The sequence below is a fragment of the Klebsiella sp. WOUb02 genome, from assembly GCF_050058015.1.
GTDB lineage: Bacteria > Pseudomonadota > Gammaproteobacteria > Enterobacterales > Enterobacteriaceae > Klebsiella.
In genome coordinates this window covers 3134171-3152721 of the sequence record NZ_CP170110.1, presented here as the reverse complement: position 1 = coordinate 3152721, position 18551 = coordinate 3134171, and the positions used below count along the sequence as shown (strand labels likewise).

Annotated in this window: 10 protein-coding genes and 4 pseudogenes; 7 read left to right on the top strand and 7 right to left on the bottom strand. The window is 60.8% G+C overall.

What is annotated here, in order from left to right:
• Positions 1 to 22: 22 nt before the first annotated feature.
• Complete coding sequence (locus ABOC21_RS22210; protein ID WP_426813302.1) at positions 23 to 1531, bottom strand: helicase HerA-like C-terminal domain-containing protein; 1509 nt, start codon at positions 1529 to 1531, stop codon at positions 23 to 25.
• 99 nt (positions 1532 to 1630) lie between these two features.
• Positions 1631 to 2453 (bottom strand): annotated as a pseudogene (locus tag ABOC21_RS22205) (TIM barrel protein).
• A 351-nt stretch (positions 2454 to 2804) separates the two neighbouring features.
• Here ABOC21_RS22205 and ABOC21_RS22200 point away from each other — a divergent pair.
• Positions 2805 to 4311: pseudogene (locus ABOC21_RS22200) on the top strand (CoA-acylating methylmalonate-semialdehyde dehydrogenase).
• Between the two features lie 18 nt (positions 4312 to 4329).
• Positions 4330 to 5139, top strand: coding sequence for a 5-deoxy-glucuronate isomerase (gene iolB / locus ABOC21_RS22195; protein ID WP_426813301.1), 810 nt, complete (start codon positions 4330 to 4332; stop codon positions 5137 to 5139).
• A gap of 151 nt (positions 5140 to 5290) precedes the next feature.
• On the opposite strand, the gene ABOC21_RS22190 is transcribed toward iolB, so the two are convergent.
• Positions 5291 to 6139, bottom strand: coding sequence for a MurR/RpiR family transcriptional regulator (locus ABOC21_RS22190; protein WP_426813300.1), 849 nt, complete (start codon positions 6137 to 6139; stop codon positions 5291 to 5293).
• A 151-nt stretch (positions 6140 to 6290) separates the two neighbouring features.
• Positions 6291 to 8204, bottom strand: coding sequence for a bifunctional 5-dehydro-2-deoxygluconokinase/5-dehydro-2-deoxyphosphogluconate aldolase (locus ABOC21_RS22185; protein WP_426813299.1), 1914 nt, complete (start codon positions 8202 to 8204; stop codon positions 6291 to 6293).
• 526 nt (positions 8205 to 8730) lie between these two features.
• Between ABOC21_RS22185 and iolD the strand changes: the two are divergent.
• The 5 genes and pseudogenes from iolD (at position 8731) to ABOC21_RS22160 (ending at position 15229) form a co-directional block, all read left to right on the top strand.
• Positions 8731 to 10672: pseudogene (iolD, locus tag ABOC21_RS22180) on the top strand (3D-(3,5/4)-trihydroxycyclohexane-1,2-dione acylhydrolase (decyclizing)).
• A gap of 48 nt (positions 10673 to 10720) precedes the next feature.
• Complete coding sequence (locus ABOC21_RS22175; protein ID WP_237374926.1) at positions 10721 to 11734, top strand: Gfo/Idh/MocA family protein; 1014 nt, start codon at positions 10721 to 10723, stop codon at positions 11732 to 11734.
• 42 nt (positions 11735 to 11776) lie between these two features.
• Positions 11777 to 12661 (top strand): sugar phosphate isomerase/epimerase family protein, encoded by an 885-nt coding sequence (locus ABOC21_RS22170; protein ID WP_095104251.1) that lies wholly within the window; start codon positions 11777 to 11779, stop codon positions 12659 to 12661.
• 23 nt (positions 12662 to 12684) lie between these two features.
• Positions 12685 to 13584, top strand: a complete 900-nt coding sequence (iolE, locus tag ABOC21_RS22165) for a myo-inosose-2 dehydratase (protein WP_426813298.1) — start codon at positions 12685 to 12687, stop codon at positions 13582 to 13584.
• 151 nt (positions 13585 to 13735) lie between these two features.
• Positions 13736 to 15229: a sugar porter family MFS transporter gene (locus tag ABOC21_RS22160; protein ID WP_426813297.1), complete on the top strand. Its 1494-nt coding sequence runs from the start codon at positions 13736 to 13738 to the stop codon at positions 15227 to 15229.
• Between the two features lie 98 nt (positions 15230 to 15327).
• Here the strand turns inward: ABOC21_RS22160 and ABOC21_RS22155 are convergent, their stop codons facing one another.
• From ABOC21_RS22155 to ABOC21_RS22145, 3 genes and pseudogenes are all read right to left on the bottom strand, one after another.
• Positions 15328 to 16632 carry an ABC transporter substrate-binding protein gene (locus ABOC21_RS22155; protein WP_426813296.1) on the bottom strand — a complete coding sequence of 435 codons (1305 nt, stop codon included), beginning with the start codon at positions 16630 to 16632 and terminating at the stop codon, positions 15328 to 15330.
• Between the two features lie 2 nt (positions 16633 to 16634).
• Positions 16635 to 17720, bottom strand: a complete 1086-nt coding sequence (locus ABOC21_RS22150) for an ABC transporter ATP-binding protein (protein ID WP_426813295.1) — start codon at positions 17718 to 17720, stop codon at positions 16635 to 16637.
• Positions 17721 to 17725: 5 nt separating this feature from the next.
• Positions 17726 to 18551: pseudogene (locus tag ABOC21_RS22145) on the bottom strand (phosphodiesterase).

Here is an 18551-nt window from a genome sequence, read left to right as displayed (position 1 = left end):
GCGCGGAGAGGGGGAGATTAACCTAACGTTTTCGCCCGCCGAGTAAGCTTCCCAGCATCCCTCTCACTATCTGATTCGTCACCTGACGCACCGCGCTTTTGGCCGCCGTTTGCACAATACCGTCGCGCTTGCCGCCGCGCGGGCCGGTGGTACCGAACAGAATATCCTTCAGGCCGCCGAGCAGACCATCGTCGTCGCCGCCGTTCTGCTGCTGACCCTTGGCCGGCGGCGCGTCCTGCTGCCCGGTGGTGGCCTGCACCCCTTTTTGCAGCATTTCAAACGCCGACTCGCGATCGACCTCCTCCTCATATTTTCCGTACAGCGCGGAGTGGTTAATCAGCCCGTTACGCTCATCGTCCGTCACCGGCCCCATCCGCGAGCAGGGGGCGATAACCATCGCGCGCTCTACCACCGAAGGGCTGCCCTTCTCGTCGAGGAACGAAACCAGCGCCTCGCCGGTGCCCAGCTCCTGAATGGCCTGTTCGGTACTGAACGCTGGATTGGCGCGCATGGTTTGCGCCGCCGTTTTGACCGCTTTCTGATCCTTCGGCGTGAAGGCGCGCAGGGCGTGCTGCACGCGGTTGCCCAGCTGGCCGAGCACCGCGTCGGGGATATCCGCCGGGTTTTGCGACACGAAGTAAACCCCCACCGCCTTGGAGCGGATCAGGCGGATAACCTGTTCGATTTTATCCAGTAAAACCTGCGACGCATCGTTAAACAGCAGGTGCGCCTCGTCGAAGAAGAAGACCAGCTTCGGTTTGTCCAGATCGCCGGCTTCCGGCAGGCGCTCGTAGAGTTCCGAGAGCATCCACAGCAGGCTGGCCGCGTACAGCTTCGGCATTTGATACAGCTTTTCGGCGCTGAGGATATTAATCACCCCTTTGCCGTTGGCATCGACGCGCATCCAGTCCGCGATATCCAGCATCGGCTCGCCGAAGAAGTGCTCGGCCCCCTGCTGCTCAAGCGTCAGCAGGCCGCGCTGGATCGCTCCCACCGAGGCGCTGCTGATGTTGCCGTACTGATTCTGGAAGCTTTTCGCGTTATCGCCGATGTACTGGGTAATGGCGCGCAGATCTTTAAAGTCGAGCAGCAGCAGGCCGCGGTCGTCGGCAATGCGGAAAATGATATTCAGCACCCCGGACTGGACCTCGTTGAGGTTCAGCAGGCGCGCCAGCAGCAGCGGCCCGAGGTCGGAAACCGTGGCGCGAAGCGGGTGGCCCTTCTCGCCGAAAATATCCCACACCACCACCGGGTTAGCGTGCGGCTGCCAGTCGTTGACGCCGATTTTGTCCAGTCGGGCCTGCAGTTTTTCGCTGCTCTGGCCCTCTTCGGCAATACCGGTGAGGTCGCCCTTCACGTCGGCCATAAATACCGGGACGCCGATTTCGGAAAATGACTCCGCCAGCTTTTGCAGGGTGACGGTTTTACCGGTCCCGGTGGCTCCGGTGATCAGGCCGTGACGGTTGGCCATTCCGGGAAGTAGATGCAGCTGTTTTTCCAGCGTACGCGCAATCAGCAGGGGTGAGCTCATGGTCGATTCCTCCATTTATCCTGCGTCGATTATAGGCAGACTCGTCGCAAAGAGGTGAGAGGAATCGACACTTTACCCCGGCGCGGGCGTCGGTTTTCTTCAGGCGCAGCGCTGCTGAAGCAGCGCGATGCTCTGTTCCACCTCACGACGGATATCGTCTTCACGCCAGTTCGCCAGCCTCCGGCGCAAACGGCTCGAAGGCGTAAACGCCCCGATAGCCGCGCGCTTCCAGATTTTTGACCTGCTCGCAGGTTCCCAGCCTGTCGCCCGGCGTCAGCATGATGCGCTCATCGTCGGTGAGCTCATCGCGCGGGCGGCTATCCTCGACGCCGGAGAGGTGGACCAGGCCGATGGCGTCGATCTCCAACTGGCTAAACTCCTCATCCGCCGGCGGGTAGAGGTGATGATGGAAGGTATCGATCAGCAGCTTAAACGGCACGCGGGCGTCGTGAATCAGCGTTTGCGCCCGGGCAGCCGAGCGCAGCGAGCTTTGCGGAAAGCCCAGCGGCTCAACCAGCCCCTGGACGCCGTAAAAAGAGAACAGCGGCGCCAGCTCGCGCAGCGCGCTCAGCGTCTCGTCGGTGGAGACCGCGCTGCCGTCGTTGAGCGGGCAGAGCACCAGCGACTTCGCGCCAACGGCCTGCGCCTCCTTCAGCAGGGATTCGGTCAGGCTGCGCACCTCCGGCGTACGGCAGTTGAAGGGATAAACCGCATTGATGGTCAGAATCTCAATATGGTAGCGCTCGGCCAGTTCGCGCACCTGACGGGCGCTGAGGTCGTCCGTCACCTTGCCGCCGGGTAAATCGTTGCGCAGCTCGACTTTGTTCAGCCCGAGGCCGTTCACCAGGCGAAAGAAGGACTCGATATTCAGCGCAGGAGCAATCTTGCGATTAATGCAGAAGCGGTGCCGGGCAATAGTCATTTTACTCTCCGGGAACAGGATGAAGTGAGTTCGTTCGATTGCCCTCTATTCAAAACGTTTATTTCATAATTGGCAATGCGTGAAATGGCGATTTTTTGAGCCGCCTCGCAAAATAGCGAATGATAAAGAACCTATGCGTGCCGGGGAAAAACGCCGCGGCGTCTGTTTTCGGGCGATCGCGCTTTCTTGCTGGAACAGAAGCGTTATTGCTGAAAATTGCGACCATCATCACCAAAATAGAATTTCATTTTATATCTATGTTGAAATATAAATTTCATTTTACTACGGTTATAGCACAGCAAAATCGGAGATGGGCCGCAGCGTTGGCCTTCCACACCATGAGGCGAGAACATGACGATCACAGGAAACTTTATTGGCGGGCAGACCGTGACCAGCAGCAGCAATGAAACGATGCCGGTGTTTGACCCGGCGACGGGAAAAGTGGTGCGCGAAGTCACGCTCTCCACCGCGCAGGAGGTCTCTGACGCCATTCAGGTCGCGCGCGACGCGTTTGAAAGCTGGTCGCGTACCACGCCGCTGCGCCGCGCCCGGGTGCTGTTCAATTTTAAAATGCTGCTGGAACAACATGCCGAAGAGCTGGCGGGGATCATCGTCAGCGAGCACGGTAAGGTGTGGTCGGATGCGCTGGGCGAGCTGACCCGCGGCCTGGAAGTGGTCGAGTTTGCCTGCGGGATCCCGCACCTGATTAAAGGCGAATATTCATCCGACGTCGGTACCGGCGTGGATAGCTATTCCCTGATGCAGCCGCTGGGCGTGGTGGCGGGAATTACGCCGTTTAACTTCCCGGCGATGGTGCCGATGTGGATGTTCCCGCTCGCGCTGGCCTGCGGCAACAGCTTTGTCCTCAAGCCGCCGGCGCTGGCGCCTACCGCCGCGGTGCGCCTTGCTGAACTGTTAAAAGAAGCGGGCCTGCCGGATGGGGTCTTTAACGTGATCCACTGCAGCAACGAAGACGCCGGGCAGACTCTACACCGATCCGCGGATTGCGGCGGTCAGCTTCGTGGGCTCCTCCGGCGTGGCGGAGCACATCTACAAAACCGCCAGCGCTCACGGCAAGCGGGTGCAGGCGTTCGGCGCGGCGAAAAACCATGCGATCGTCATGCCGGATGCGGATCTGGATGCCACGGTGAACGCGATTATGGGCGGCGCGTTTGGCTCGGCGGGCGAACGCTGCATGGCGCTGCCGGTGGTGGTCGCCGTTGGCGATGCCACGGCGGACAAGCTGATTGCGCGCCTCCAGCCGCTGGTGCAGGCGCTGAAGGTCGGCCCTGGCTGCATGCGCGGTAAAGAAGAGAACGAAATGGGCCCGGTGGTTTCCGACAGCCATCAGAAAAAAGTGCTGGGCTATATTGATAAGGGCGTCAGCGAAGGCGCGAAGCTGGTCGTCGACGGCCGTAAGCCGCACGTGGCGGGTTATGACGAAGGCTACTACGTCGGCGGGACCCTGTTTGATAACGTGACGCCTGAAATGACCATCTGGCGGGAAGAGATTTTCGGGCCGGTGCTGGGAATTGTGCGCGTCGCCGACTATCACAGCGCGCTGGAGCTGGTGAACAGCCACGAGTTTGGCAACGGTAGCGCCGTCTTTACCAGCAGCGGCCACACCGCGCGTGAATTCGTCCATGACGTGCAGGCCGGGATGGTCGGGGTCAACGTGCCGGTGCCGGTACCGATGGCGTTCCACAGCTTTGGCGGCTGGAAGCGCTCCGTCTTCGGCGCCCTGAACGTCCACGGGCCGGACGGCGTTCGTTTCTACACGCGCATGAAAACCGCCACCGTCCGCTGGCCGGAAGGGCAGCAAACCGTATCTGAATTCAGCATGCCGACTTTAGGCTAATCGGCGAAGGAGAGCGCCATGTCGTTACTGGCTAAATCGCAAAAAGAGGGGCAGATCCAGCATATTACGCCGCAAAGCGCCGGCTGGCGCTATATCGGCTTTGACGTCTGGATGCTGAAAAAGGGACAGAGCGTGACGCTGGAAAGCGGCGAGCGCGAGCTGTGCCTGGTGCTGGTCGCCGGGCTAGCCTCGGTCAAAACGACGAAGGCCGATTTCCCGGATCTCGGGCAGCGGATGTCGCCGTTTGAGCGCACGCCGCCGTGGTCGGTCTACGTGCCGCCGCAGGATAAAGTCGAGGTCATCGCCGATTCCGATCTCGAGCTGGCGGTGTGCAGCGCGCCGGGGAAGGGGAGCTTCCCGGCGCGGGTGATTCGCCCGCAGGAGGTCGGCGTTGAGCATCGCGGGAAAGGGCGCAACCAGCGCCGGGTGCACAATATTCTGCCGGATAGCGCGCAGGCCGACTGCCTGCTGGTGGTCGAGGTCTACACCGATGAGGGGGCCACCAGCTCGTGGCCGTCGCATAAGCACGATACCGCGCTGCCGGGCCGCGAGACCCAGCTGGAAGAGACCTACTATCACCGCTTCGATCCGCCGCAGGGCTTTGCCTTCCAGCGCGTCTATACCGATGACCGCAGCCTGGACGCCTGCATGGCGCCCTACAACCACGACGTGGTGATGGTGCCGCGCGGCTATCATCCGGTGGCGGCGATCGCCGGCTACGACAGCTACTATCTGAACGTGATGGCCGGGCCGGATCGTCGGTGGCTGTTTAGCTGGGAAGAGGATCACGCGTGGATCAATAGCCCCGACTACCCTCGTCACGACTGATACGCCGTAAACGCCACGCAGGGCCGGTTAGATTCGCTAACCGGCCTTTTTTGTTGCCGAAGATTTTCCTGTCGCGTTGCCTGAGCGGGCTTTATGGGGCGCGTGCGGCGCGGGCCCGGAGCAGGCGCTGACGCCGCAATCCGGCCTGGCGCTATTGCGCCTGCGGCTCTTTGCTGCTGTTGAGGGCCAGCGAAACCGCCAGCGTCTGGGCGAGGCACAGCGAAGCAACCTGCGAGCGGAAGCCGTCAACCTGGGCCTCGCGCACCACGAAGCAGACGTCGCTGAATGCCGCGAGCGGGCTGACCTGGCTGTCGGTGATGGCGATTTGCCGCGCCTTGCGCTGGGCGCCGAGCTCAACCAGCTCAACCACTTCGCGGGCGTAAGGCGAGAAGCTGACCGCCACCACCACATCTTTCGGGCCGACCAGGCTCAGCTGCTCGGTAAACATGCCGCCGAGCCCGTCAATCAGGAAGGCCTTACGGTCGAGATGACGCAGGGCGTAGGTCAGATAGGAGGCGACGCTAAACGAGCGGCGCAGGCCGATGACGTAGATATTCTCCGCTTCCGCCAGCAGGGCCACGGCGCGCTCAAGATCGTCGCCGGAGGTCTGCATCGCAAGCTGCTGCAGCGCCTGGGTGTTGACCATGGTAAACATATTGAGAATTTCGGTCGGGGTTTCCGGCGGCGAGCTCTCATCGCTGGTGGTCTGGCGAAACAGACGCGCGCGCTCGGTATAGTTGGCGGTCTCTTCCATCAGATGCTGTCTGAACATCTGCTTCATTTCGTTAAAGCCGCTGAAGCCAAAAGCATTAGCGAAACGAATCAGGGTTGATGGCGGAACGTCGGCCTGCTGGGCGATAGACGCGACGGTATCGAAAGCCACGCTATTGCTGTTATCCAGAATATAGCGCGCGACCTGTTTTAAGCGTTTGCTTAACGTATCGTAGCGACGCCTGATCTCATCCTGCAGGATGGTAAGTTGGGTTGGATTATTGGCCATAAGTTGCGCTCTGATGAAATGAAAGAAATATAACTTCCAGTGTACCAAATGAAGCGAATTTTTCATTTTTTGCGATGAAATACGCGATTCATTTCACGAAGAAATCGGAAAAGGCCCGCACCGAAGGGGGGAAGGTGCGGGCCGGGCAGGATTAGCCGCGGGCTTCTCGCCAGTAGCCGATAAGCGCCAGGTAGTTGCGTTTCACCTCATCGATCAGCCCCTCGTCGCTAAGTTCGCCCTGCATCCAGCGGCGTGAAGGCTGACCAAAGATGGTGCGGCCGACGGCAAAGCCTTTGATGATAGGGTGGTTCGCGGCTTCGGCGAATCCGGCGCGCAGGCGATCGGGGGACGCGTCGAGGCCAAGGATCAGGATCCCGCGGCACAGGCTATCTTCGCGGGCGATCAGCGCGGCGATCTGCTCCCAGCTCGCGCTGGAGAGCGGTGGCAGCTTCCACCAGTCGGGCTGGATACCGAGCTGGTAAAAATGTTCCAGCATGGCGTAATAGTGGCGCTCGTCCTTATCCGGGCCGCTCTCCGGCAGGATCACTTCCAGCAGCAGCTCGTGCCCGGACTTATTGCAGGCCTGCCAGACCTCCAGCAGCAGCGCGTCCTGCTCGGCGCGCAGCGCCGCCGGGTCGGCCGGATGATAGAAGACCAGGCACTTAACCACCTGTTCCAGCGGCCAGTCGATCAGCTGGGAGCCGATATTGCCATGCTCAAGACGCAGCGGGCGCGAACCCGGCAGCTCGATTGGCCGGCCGATCCACCAGCCTTTGCCGGTAATGGCGTTCAGCGCGCGCTGGCCGTAGGTGCCATCGGCGAGGATACCGCTGCGCCTATCGAGCCCCGCCTCCTGCGCCGCCGCTTCGGCGGCGGCCAGCAGCAGCAGCTTGAGCTGAGGAATGCAGGCCGTATCGCGGCCGGTTTCCCGCACCAGCTCCGCCAGCTGCTTGCGGTGGTCAAAGGCGAAAATGCACAGCTCAGGCCACTGCTGGCGGCGGCTGGTCACCCGATGCAGATGGTTCAGCCGCGCGTCGAGATCCGGACGCGGGACCGATTCCGCGCGCAACAGATAGTCATCCAGCTCAACCCTGGTCGGCATCGCCGGCGCGCAGCCGTGGCGTGAGACCACCAGCGCCCCGCAGGCGTTAGCGTAGCGGCAGGCCTGCTCCCAGCCCTCGTCGTTCAGCCAGCCGCGCAGCAGGCCGGACATAAAGGCATCGCCGGCGCCCAGCACGTTGAGCACCTCCACCCGCACGCCCTGCTGCAGCGGCACGCTGTCCCAGCTGTCGGGGATCTCGCCTTCCAGCACCACGCAGCCCATCGGACCGCGTTTGCACACCAGGGTGGCTTTGGTGGCGTGGCGGACGTTTTTCAGCGCCGTCAGCGTATCGGTGCTGCCGCCGGCAATATGAAACTCTTCTTCTGTCCCGACCACTAAATCGAACAGATGTAGCACTTCCTGCAGCTGCCGGGTGACGGAATCGGAAGCAATGAAACGCGTTTCACCATCGCCGGGCGAGGTTAATCCCCACAGCACCGGGCGATAGTCGATATCCAGCGCCGTCCGCAGGCCGTGGCGCCGGGCGTACTCCAGCGCTTTCAGTACCGCCGCGCGGGTGTGGGCATGCGAAAGGTGCGTACCGGTGATCGCCAGCGCCCGGGAAGAGGCGATGTACTCTTCCTTAATATCTTCCGGCGTCAGCGCCATATCGGCGCAGTTGTCGCGGTAAAAAATCAGCGGGAAGGTTTCCTGATCTTTAATCCCCAGCATCACCAGCGCGGTGAGGCGCTGCGGGTCGGTGATCAGATATTCGGTATCGACCCCGGCGTGGTTTAGCGTTTCACGTAAAAAGCGGCCATTGTGCTCATCACCCACGCGGGCAAGCATCGCCGATTTTAAGCCCTGAATGGCGGTGCCAAAGGCCACGTTGCCGGAGGAGCCGCCCAGATATTTAGAGAAACTGGCGACGTCTTCCAGCCTTGCGCCAATCTGCTGGGCATAGAGGTCGACGGCCACCCGGCCAATACAGATGACGTCGAGCCGCTTTACTGCTGCATTCATAGCTAGGGTTTCCTTTTGCATGTCTGCTGTACGGAAGGGTCGATAGCGACGAGGTCTCCACAAACAGCCTGAGGGTGAACGATTCCCCTTAGTTTGAGAAATAAATATTTCATTTGCAAATTGGATCGAAATTAAAAAAAACAAAAGTGTGAGGGATCTACCACTCTGCGGCGCCGGGCGCCCTTATACAAAGGATTGCCGGTGCCGGCTGCGTCCTGGTGAAAATCGGCGCATGATAACCACCTTTATACATGATTTTTAAAAGGATATTAGCATCCGCGGTGGCGCAGAATGCGAGGAGAATTGCGCGCCGATGTCGATGAAACGAATGAAATGCGCTGAGAGTTTGATCCTTCTCGCAAAATGAAATGTTTTTTCTGTATTTGTATTTAATGAAAAAAATGTTTGCCTATAATCCAACAGTATTGCAGTGGCCGTTAACGATTTCCCTCTCTCCTCCCGGGATTGCCGCAGGGGCAAAAGCGCTAACCCACACACAAATACTGAACAATAAGGATTGTGCAACATGGGCAAACTTAGACTGACAATGGCGCAGGCGCTGGTGAAGTTCCTTGATAACCAGTATCTGGAAGTCGATGGCGAAGAGCATAAATTCGTTAAAGGTATTTTTGCCATCTTCGGCCACGGCAACGTACTGGGGATGGGCCAGGCGCTGGAGCAGGACAGAGGCGAAATGCGGGTATTCCAGGGGCGTAACGAGCAGGGAATGGCGCACGCGGCGACCGGCTTTGCCAGGCAGTCTCTGCGCCGGCAGATCATCGCCTGCACCTCTTCCGTAGGGCCCGGCGCCGCCAACATGATTACCGCCGCGGCGACCGCCACCGCCAACCGTATTCCTCTCCTGCTGCTGCCCGGCGACGTGTTTGCTACCCGCCAGCCCGATCCCGTTCTACAGCAGGTTGAACAGAGCTATGACCTGAGCATCAGCACCAACGACGCGTTTCGCGCGGTGAGCAAATACTGGGACCGTATTACGCGCCCGGAGCAGCTGATGAGCGCCTGCATCAACGCGATGCGCGTCCTGATCGACCCGGCAGAGACCGGCGCCGTCACCCTCTGTCTGCCGCAGGATGTGCAGGGCGAAGCCTGGGATTACCCGCCCGCTTTCTTTGCCCGACGGGTGCACCGTCTCGACCGCCGCCCGGCCAGCGCCGCGCAGCTGGCGGATGCGCTGGCGGCGATCAAGGCCAGCCGCAAGCCGCTGATTATCTGCGGCGGCGGGGTGAAATACGCCGGCGCCGGCGAGGCGCTGTCCCGCTTCGCCGAACGCTACGGCATCCCCTTTGCGGAAACGCAGGCCGGGAAAGGCTCGGTGGTCTCTTCCCATCCGCTGAACGTCGGCGGGGTGGGGGAAACCGGCTGCCTCGCGGCCAACCTGCTGGCGAAAGAAGCTGATTTAGTGATTGGCGTCGGCACCCGCTTCAGCGATTTCACCACCTCCTCAAAATGGCTTTTCCAGCACCCCGACGTGCGCTTCCTCAACGTCAACGTCAGCAACTTTGACGCCTGGAAGCTCGACGGGATCCCGCTGCTGGCCGATGCCCGCGAAGCGCTTACCGCGCTGGACGGCGCGCTGGCGGGCGAGTCCTGGCAGGCGCAATGGGGAGCGCAGATCGACAGCGCCCAGAGCCGTCAGTCTGAAAGAGACCCAGCGCGTCTATCAGGCGGTATGGCAGGAGGAGTCTTTCGTCCCGGAAATTGACGATCGTCTGGATCGCGATGCGGTGTACCGCGAATTCCGCCAGATCACCGATTCAACCTTAACGCAGTGCAGCGTGCTGGGCGTGCTGAACGAAACGATGGCCTCCGACGCGGTGATCGTGGCGGCGGCGGGCAGCCTGCCCGGCGATCTGCAGCGCGTCTGGCGCAACCGGGCGATCAACACCTATCACGTTGAGTACGGCTACTCCTGCATGGGCTATGAGGTGAATGCCGCGCTGGGCGTCAAGCTGGCGCAGCCGCAAAGCGAGGTCTATTCGCTGGTGGGCGATGGCTCATTCATGATGCTGCACTCCGAGCTGGTCACCTCTTTACAGGAGCGCGCGAAGATCAACGTCGTGCTGCTCGACAATATGGCCAACGGCTGTATCAACAACCTGCAGATTGGCCACGGTATGGGCAGCTTCGGCACCGAGTTCCGCTATCGCTCGGCGGAAAATGGCCAGTTACAGGGCGGGCTGGTGCCGGTTGATTTTGCGACTATCGCCGCGGGCTACGGCTGCAAAACCTGGCGCGTCACCACCCTCGATGAGCTGCGCCAGGCGCTGGACGCCGCCCGTCGCGAAACGGTTAGTACGCTGATTGATATTAAAGTGCTGCCGAAAACCATGGTGCACTCGTACGGCAGCTGGTGGAACGTCGGCGTGGCCCAGACGGCGCTTTCCGAACGGATCCGCAAAGTCGCAGAGCAGATTAATGAAAAACGCGCCGAGGCGCGGGACTACTAAAACAGAACACTTACCCTGAACCCTACAGAATCGCGGGAGAACACTATTATGTCACTCAGATTAGGCGTTATCGGCGCAGGCGCCATTGGTAAAGAGCATATTCGTCGCTGCACGCAGGTATTACAGGGGGCCACGGTGGTGGCCGTTTCGGACATCAACGCCGACAACGCGCGGGCGGCGGTTGCGCTGCCCGGCGTTCACGCCGAAGTCTACGCCGACGGTCACGATGTGATTAACGCCAGCGACGTTGACGCGATCCTTGTGACCTCATGGGACCCGACCCACGAAGAGTATACCCTCGCGGCGATTGCCGCCGGCAAGCCGGTATTCTGCGAAAAGCCGCTGGCGATGAGCGCCGAAGGCTGCCGCCGCATTGTCGATGCCGAAATAAAAGCCGGCCGTCGGCTGGTGCAGGTCGGCTTTATGCGCCCGTACGATGAAGGCTATCTGGCGCTGAAAAAAGTGATTGATGACGGCGACATTGGCGCGCCGCTGATGCTGAAGTGCGCGCACCGTAACCAGAGCGTCGGCGAGAACTACACCACCGATATGGCGATCACCAACACCCTGATCCACGAGCTGGACGTGCTGCGCTGGCTGCTTAACGACGACTATCGCTCGGTGCAGGTTCGCTTCCCGCGCGCGACTTCCCACACCCACGCCCGGCTGAGAGATCCGCAGATCGTCTCGTTTGAAACCAAAAAAGGCGCCCTGATCGACGTCGAGGTTTTCGTCAACTGCCAGTACGGCTACGACATCCAGTGTGAAGTGGTGGGGGAAACCGGGATTGCTCGCCTGCCGGAGCCGTCGGCGGTGCAGATGCGCAAAGCGGCCAATCTGTCGACCCCGATCCTCACCGACTGGAAAGATCGCTTTATCAAAGCCTACGACGTCGAGCTGCAGGCCTTTATCAACGACGTGCAGGCCGGCAGGCTGCAGGGCCCGTCGGCGTGGGATGGCTATGCGGCCTCCGTCGCCGCCGACGCCTGCCTGCAGGCGCAGGAAAGCGCTGGGCCGGTAGCGGTCGCGCTGCCGGAGTGCCCGGCGTTCTACCAGCGCTAAGCGGGACTTCATTTCCGGAACCTCTGCAACCAGGACTCGACGATGAAAATTGCCTTTGATGTGGATGTGATTAAAGACCTCGGAATTAGCGCGATGGTGCATCAGGTGGCGGAGTGGGGCTACCGCTATATTGAGCAGTCGCCGCATCCGCAGATTAACCCGTTTTATAAGCACCCGCGCGCCGGGCGCGAAGTGATTGCCGAGTACAAGCAGGCGCTGCGCGACACCGGCGTCGAGCTCTCTTCATTCATCTGCGTCTATCGCTGGTCGGGTCCGGATGAAGCGCGTCGTCAAGCGGCGGTAAAAAACTGGAAGCGGCTGATCGAAGTTGCGGTAGAGATGGGCGTCCAGGTGATCAACACCGAGTTCTCCGGCGACCCCAACCAGCCGGAAATCTGCGAAGAGATGTTCTATCGCTCGATGGAAGAGCTGCTGCCGATCTTTGAACGCGAAGGCATTCGCGTCGAGATCCAGGCGCATCCGTGGGACTTCTGCGAAGAGAACAATGAAACCGTCGATATCGTGAAGTCGTTCCGCAGCGAAAACGTGAAGTACGTGTACAGCGTGCCGCACACCTTCTTTTACGACAAAGGGAAAGGCGACGTGGAGAAGATGCTGCGCTACGCCGGCGGCGATCTCTCCCACGTGCTGATTGCCGATACCCGCAACCATACCAGGCACTGCCGCTACATCGTCAACCCGCCGGGCGTTGATGCCGCCGTTCACCAGCATGTGGGCGTCGGCGAAGGGGACGTTGATTTCAATGCGCTGTTCCGCACGCTGCGCGAGATGAAATTTGCCGAACGGACGTTCAAAGTCGGCGGCGAGCCGATTGTGGCCGCCTCCCTGTTCGGCTACCCGGAAAAGATGAAGTACCAGGCAGTGGAAACCCGTGAACTCATCGAACGTGAATTGCTGCGTCGTTAAGACGCGGCGGCAGGAGCAACCTAATGAACAAAGATAATATCAAACTGGCCATCGCCCCGATCGGCTGGACTAACGACGACATGCCGGAGCTGGGCGGCGAAAATACCTTCCAGCAGATCGTCAGCGAAATGGCGCTGGCGGGCTTCAGCGGCAGCGAAGTCGGCAGTAAATACCCCCGCGATCCGGCGGTGCTGCAGCCGATGCTGGCGATCCGCGGCATCCAGATCTGTAACGCCTGGTTTAGTACCTTTTTTGCCGACGGGCAGCGCGAAAAAACCATTGATGAATTCGTTAACCATATGAATTTCCTCCATGCGATGGGGGCGAAGGTGATCGGCTGCTCCGAACAGAGCGGCAGCATTCAGGGGCTGGACAAGCCGATTCTGGCCGACGCTAAGCCGTGCTTTAGCGAAGAGCAGTGGCAGCGGGTTGCCGAGGGCTACAACACCCTGGGCCGTCTGGCCGCTGAAAAAGGGATGCAGGTTTGCCTGCACCACCATATGGGTACCGGCGTTCAAACGACGGCAGAGATCGATAAATTTATGTCGCTGGTGGATGACGGCGTCTTCCTGCTGTACGACACCGGCCACGCCTGGTACTCCGAAGGCGGCGAAGAGCCGATGCTGGCGATCCTCAAAAAGTATCTGCCGCGGATCAACCATGTGCACCTGAAGGACGTGCGCCCGGCGGTGATTGAGCAGGTGCGTCGCGACGGGCTTTCCTTCCTCGACGGCGTGAAAAAGGGCACCTTTACCGTCCCCGGCGACGGCACAATCGATTTCCGTCCGGTATTTAAGCTGCTGGATGATTTTGGCTACAAGGGCTGGATGGTGGTGGAAGCCGAGCAGGATCCGGCGCTGGCCAACCCCTTTGAATATGCGCTGAAAGCGCGGAAATATATTCGCGAAACGGCAGGAATCTAATCGTTGTTTCCTTTTCAGGCCATGCGGCAGCGTGGCCTGCTTTTTCCAGGCGCTACGCGCTAATCAGATACACCCACGTCAGTGAGGCCATCGCCTCTGCATTCAGACCAGAGCGGATCTCCCCCAACAAGGCAGGTTACTGGAGTCTTTTATGTCAAAGGAACAATATCTCACCCTCAACAGGGCCTCGGGGCCGAATAGCGATGCCCCGACCACGCCGTTTGTGAAAATCGTCGCGCTGATAGCAACCCTCGGCGGCCTGCTGTTCGGCTACGATACCGGCGTTATCTCCGGCGCATTGCTGTTTATGGGCAGTGAGCTGCATCTCACCCCGTTCACCACCGGCCTGGTGACCAGCTCACTGCTGTTTGGCGCCGCGTTCGGCGCGCTGCTTTCCGGCTCCATGGCCAACGCGGCGGGTAGAAAGAAAATCATCCTCTGGCTGGCGGTTATCTTCGCCGTCGGCGCCATCGGGACCGCGCTGGCGCCCGATGTGAGCTGGATGATTTTCTTTCGCCTGGTGCTCGGCGTGGCGGTCGGCGGCGCGGCGGCGACCGTGCCGGTCTATATCGCCGAAATGGCGCCGGCGAATAAGCGCGGGCAGCTGGTCACGCTGCAGGAACTGATGATTGTCTCGGGCCAGCTGCTGGCCTATATCTCGAACGCCGGATTCCACGCCGTGTGGGGCGGAGAGAGCACCTGGCGCTGGATGCTGGCGGTCGCCACGTTGCCGGCCGTGCTGCTGTGGTTCGGCATGATGTTTATGCCCGATTCGCCGCGCTGGTACGCGATGAAAGGGCGCCTGGCGGAGGCGCGGCGGGTTCTGGAGCGCACCCGCCGCAAAGAGGACGTCGAATGGGAGCTGATGGAGATTAGCGAAACCCTCGATGAGCAGCGCAATCTCGGCAAGCCGCGGCTGCGCGAAATTATGACTCCGTGGCTGTTCAAGCTGTTTATGATTGGCATCGGTATTGCCGTTATTCAGCAGCTTACCGGCGTAAACACCATCATGTACTACGCGCCAACGGTGCTGACGTCGGTGGGGATGAGCGATAACGCCGCGCTGTTTGCCACCATCGCCAACGGGGTGGTGTCGGTATTGATGACCTTTGTCGGCATCTGGATGCTGGGTAAAATTGGTCGTCGGACGATGACCATGATCGGCCAATTTGGCTGTACCGCCTGCCTGGTGTTTATCGGCGCGGTGAGCTATTTGCTGCCGGAAACCGTCAACGGCCAGCCGGACGCGCTGCGGGCCTACATGGTGCTGGCGGGCATGCTGCTGTTCCTGAGCTTCCAGCAGGGCGCGCTGTCGCCGGTGACCTGGCTGCTGCTGTCGGAGATTTTCCCCACCCGCCTGCGCGGGATCTTTATGGGCGGGGCGGTGTTCTCAATGTGGATCGCCAACTTCCTGATTTCGCTCTTCTTCCCGATACTGCTGTCGTGGATTGGCCTCTCCGGGACGTTCTTTATCTTCGCCGGAATCGGCGTATTTGGCGCGCTGTTCGTTATTAAATGCGTGCCGGAAACCCGCAACCGCAGCCTCGAGCAGATTGAGCACTATCTGCAGGACCGGCTTGATACCAGCGAAGAGCGCAAGAGCGCGCGTAAGGTGTGGGCCGAATCCCAGGCGGATAAGGTCTAAGTCGGCGTTACCCCGAAGTATCCCCGCGGGGGAGGGTGTTAAAACTCCTTGTCGCCCCGCTCGGCGCGGTGCGGCCGTCGGGGCGACGAGGTGGGAGATTACTTTATCTCCGCGAGGGCGGTTTTATCCACGTACGGCTTCATCAGCGCATCGGCCTCTTTCTGCGCCGCCTGGGCCGCCGCTTCCGGGGTGACCTTCGCATCGTTGACTACCGCCGCCAGCTGGTTTTCCATCGCCTTACGTACGGCGACGGTTTCCCAGGTGGAGTACCACGGATGGGCGTATTTCAGCTGCTCCAGGGCGATGGCCGCGCGCGGATCCTGCTGCAGATAGGCCTTCATTTCCGGCGTATCGTAGGCGGCTTTGCGCGGGGAGAAGTAGCCGGTAAAGCGGCTCCACTCGCCGTTGACCTGCGGGCTGACGAGGTAAGTGAGGAACTGATAGGCCGCTTTTTTCTGCTCGTCGGAAATGCCTTTAAAGCTCACCAGGCTGGCGCCGCCGATCGGCACCGCGCGCTGCTCTTTGGCCGGCAGCATCGCCACGCCGAGCTCGAAGTCTTTGCTGTTTTCGCGCATAAAGCCCAGCGCGCCGGTGCTCAGCATCGCCATCCCGACCTTGCCGGAGAAGAACGACGCGCTGATCTGCTTCGAGTTCAGCACGCCGGAGGGCATCACCTTGTCCTGATACACCAGGTTCTGCCAGAAGCGCAGGGCGCCGATGGTAGTCGGGGCGTTGTAATAGACTTCGCCAGGATAGTCTTCGTTAAAGTATTTCCCGCCGTTGGCGCGCACCAGCGCCGAGAAGATCCAGCCGCCGTAGTCGTCGTTGGTGGACGGCAGCATAATGCCCCACTGGCCTTTGCTCTCGTCGGTCAGCTTTTTGGCATCCGCCAGCAGCTCGGCCCAGGTCTGCGGCGGCTGCTTGATCCCGGCCTGCTCGAACAGGGTTTTGTTGTAGTAGAGGATCGGCGTCGAGTTATGGAACGGAATGGCGTAGGTGGTGCCCATGACCTGGGCGTTCTTGTGCATCGCCGGCCAGAACTCGTTGACCAGGAAATCCCCGGCCTTCTGGTCGCCATATTTAAACAGCTCGTCCATCGGCAGGATCTCATCCTTGAGCGCCAGGTCGGTGGTGAAGTTGGCGGACATAATCACCAGCGCCGGCGGCTGCCCGGCCTTCTGCGCCGACTCGGCTTTGATCTTGGTGGTGTCGTAGTTGCCGGTAAAGATCCCGCGCACTTCCACGTCCTGCTGCGAGTCGTTAAAGGCTTTGATGACGCGGGTCATCTCCATGGTCAGCTTGCCGTCTACCGGCGCCGGGAACATGAAATCGATCTTCTCTTGCGCCAGCGCCGCGCCGCTCAGCGCGAGCGAAAGCCCGACCGCTGTAAGAGTTTTAAGCATGGTCAATCTCCTGGAGTAAACGCCTGATGAGCCGGCGCTAAATTGTGCTGTTGCTCAGCATGAAAAAGATGAATATCCCCGGGCGAAAAGCCGAGGATCAGCGAATCGCCTTTCTCCGGCGCCGCGCCGCGATGGCGGCGGCTAAAGCGCAGGGTGCCGATAGGGGTGCTGACGTGGAGCAGATAGTCGGCTCCCATCAGTTCTCGTTGCAGCACGGTGGCGGGCAGGCGTAGGTGGCCCTCCTCCACGCGATCGCTGATATGTTCCGGGCGAATGCCTACCCATACGCGGGATTCGTCGCGATAGCGCGACGGCAGCGGATGACGCAGCTCGCCGAGCCGTACCTCGCCGTCGGCGCAGGGCAGCGACAGCAGGTTCATCGCCGGGGAGCCGATAAACCCGGCGACGAACAGGTTGGCCGGGTGGGCGTAGAGGTGCTCCGGACGCCCGACCTGCTGCACGTGGCCGGCGTTCATCACCACGATGCGGTCCGCCATCGACATCGCCTCGGTCTGGTCATGGGTGACGTACACGGTGCTGGTTTTCAGCTGCTGGTGGAGATCCATAATGCTGTCGCGCACCTCGCTGCGCAGACGCGCGTCGAGGTTGGAGAGCGGCTCATCCATCAGGAACAGCCGCGGATTGCGCACGATGGCGCGGGCCATCGCCACCCGCTGGCGCTGGCCGCCGGAGAGCTTCGCCGGCTTGCGATCCAGCAGGGCGTCCAGCTGCAGCATCTGCGCGACTTTATCCACCCGCGGCTGCCAGCTGGCCTTCTCCTCTTTGCGCACCTTCATGCCGAAGGTGATGTTGTCGCGCACCGATAGATGTGGGAACAGGGCGTAATTCTGGAAGATCATCGCGAAATTGCGCTCGCGCGGCGACATATCGGTGATGTTCTGCTCGTGCAGCCAGATTTCACCGTCGCTCACCCGATCGAGCCCGGCCAGCAGGCGCAGCAGGGTGCTTTTACCGCAGCCGGAGGGGCCGACCAGCACCACGAACTCGCCTTCGTGAATATCCAGCGACAGTGCGCTGAGGGCCGGCTTGCCGTCGAAGCGTTTGGTGATATTTTGCAGACTCAGCATCGTGATTAGCGCTCTTGCGTCGGGCAGCTGATGTTTTCGTCATACAGCCACGGCCCGGCATAGTGCGCCAGCGAGTGCTGGTAGCTCACCCACTGCTCGCCCACCTGGCGATGCATCAGGCAGGAGGCCGGCGACATGTCGTAGTACGGGCGGGTATCTTCGTGGAAATAGGGTACCTGATGCACGGTTCCCGGCACGGTGGAGATAATCGTCTGGCGATACTGGGTCATCGTCAGGCTGTGGTTGTGGCCGCAGAAAATGCGCGTCAGCGACGGGAAGCGCTCCACCAGCGCCAGCAGGCGATAGCCGTTTTCACAGGCGATGGGGTCCATCTGGGCGTTGCCCAGCGGCAGCGGCGGGTGGTGCATAAATACCGTGGCGGGTTTATCGCCGCCGTCGAACAGCTGCGCTTCCAGCCATTTAATGGTCTCGTCGGTCAGCCAGCCGCTGGAGGTGCCGGCGCGGCTGGAGTCGATAAACAGCAGGCGGGTAGCGAAATCGTCCACCGCGTAGCGCATGTTCTGCGGGTCGCTGCCGAGCAGCGGGCACAGCGGATGCAGGTATTCGAGAAACAGACTCTTTATCGTCGTGGTTGCCGGGGATCAGATACAGCGGGTAGTTCAGGCCGCTGAGGATCTGGCGGGCCGCCTCGTACTCCTCCGGGCGGCCGCAGTTGACGATATCGCCGCTGACCACCACCGCGTCCGGACGTTCCTGCAGGGCGTTGAGCTGGGAAACTACGTCGGCGTTGGCGGCATTCACGTCGATAAAGCCGTACAGCTTCTGGCCGTGGCTGCGGAAGTGGGTATCGGAAATTTGCGCTAACAGCAT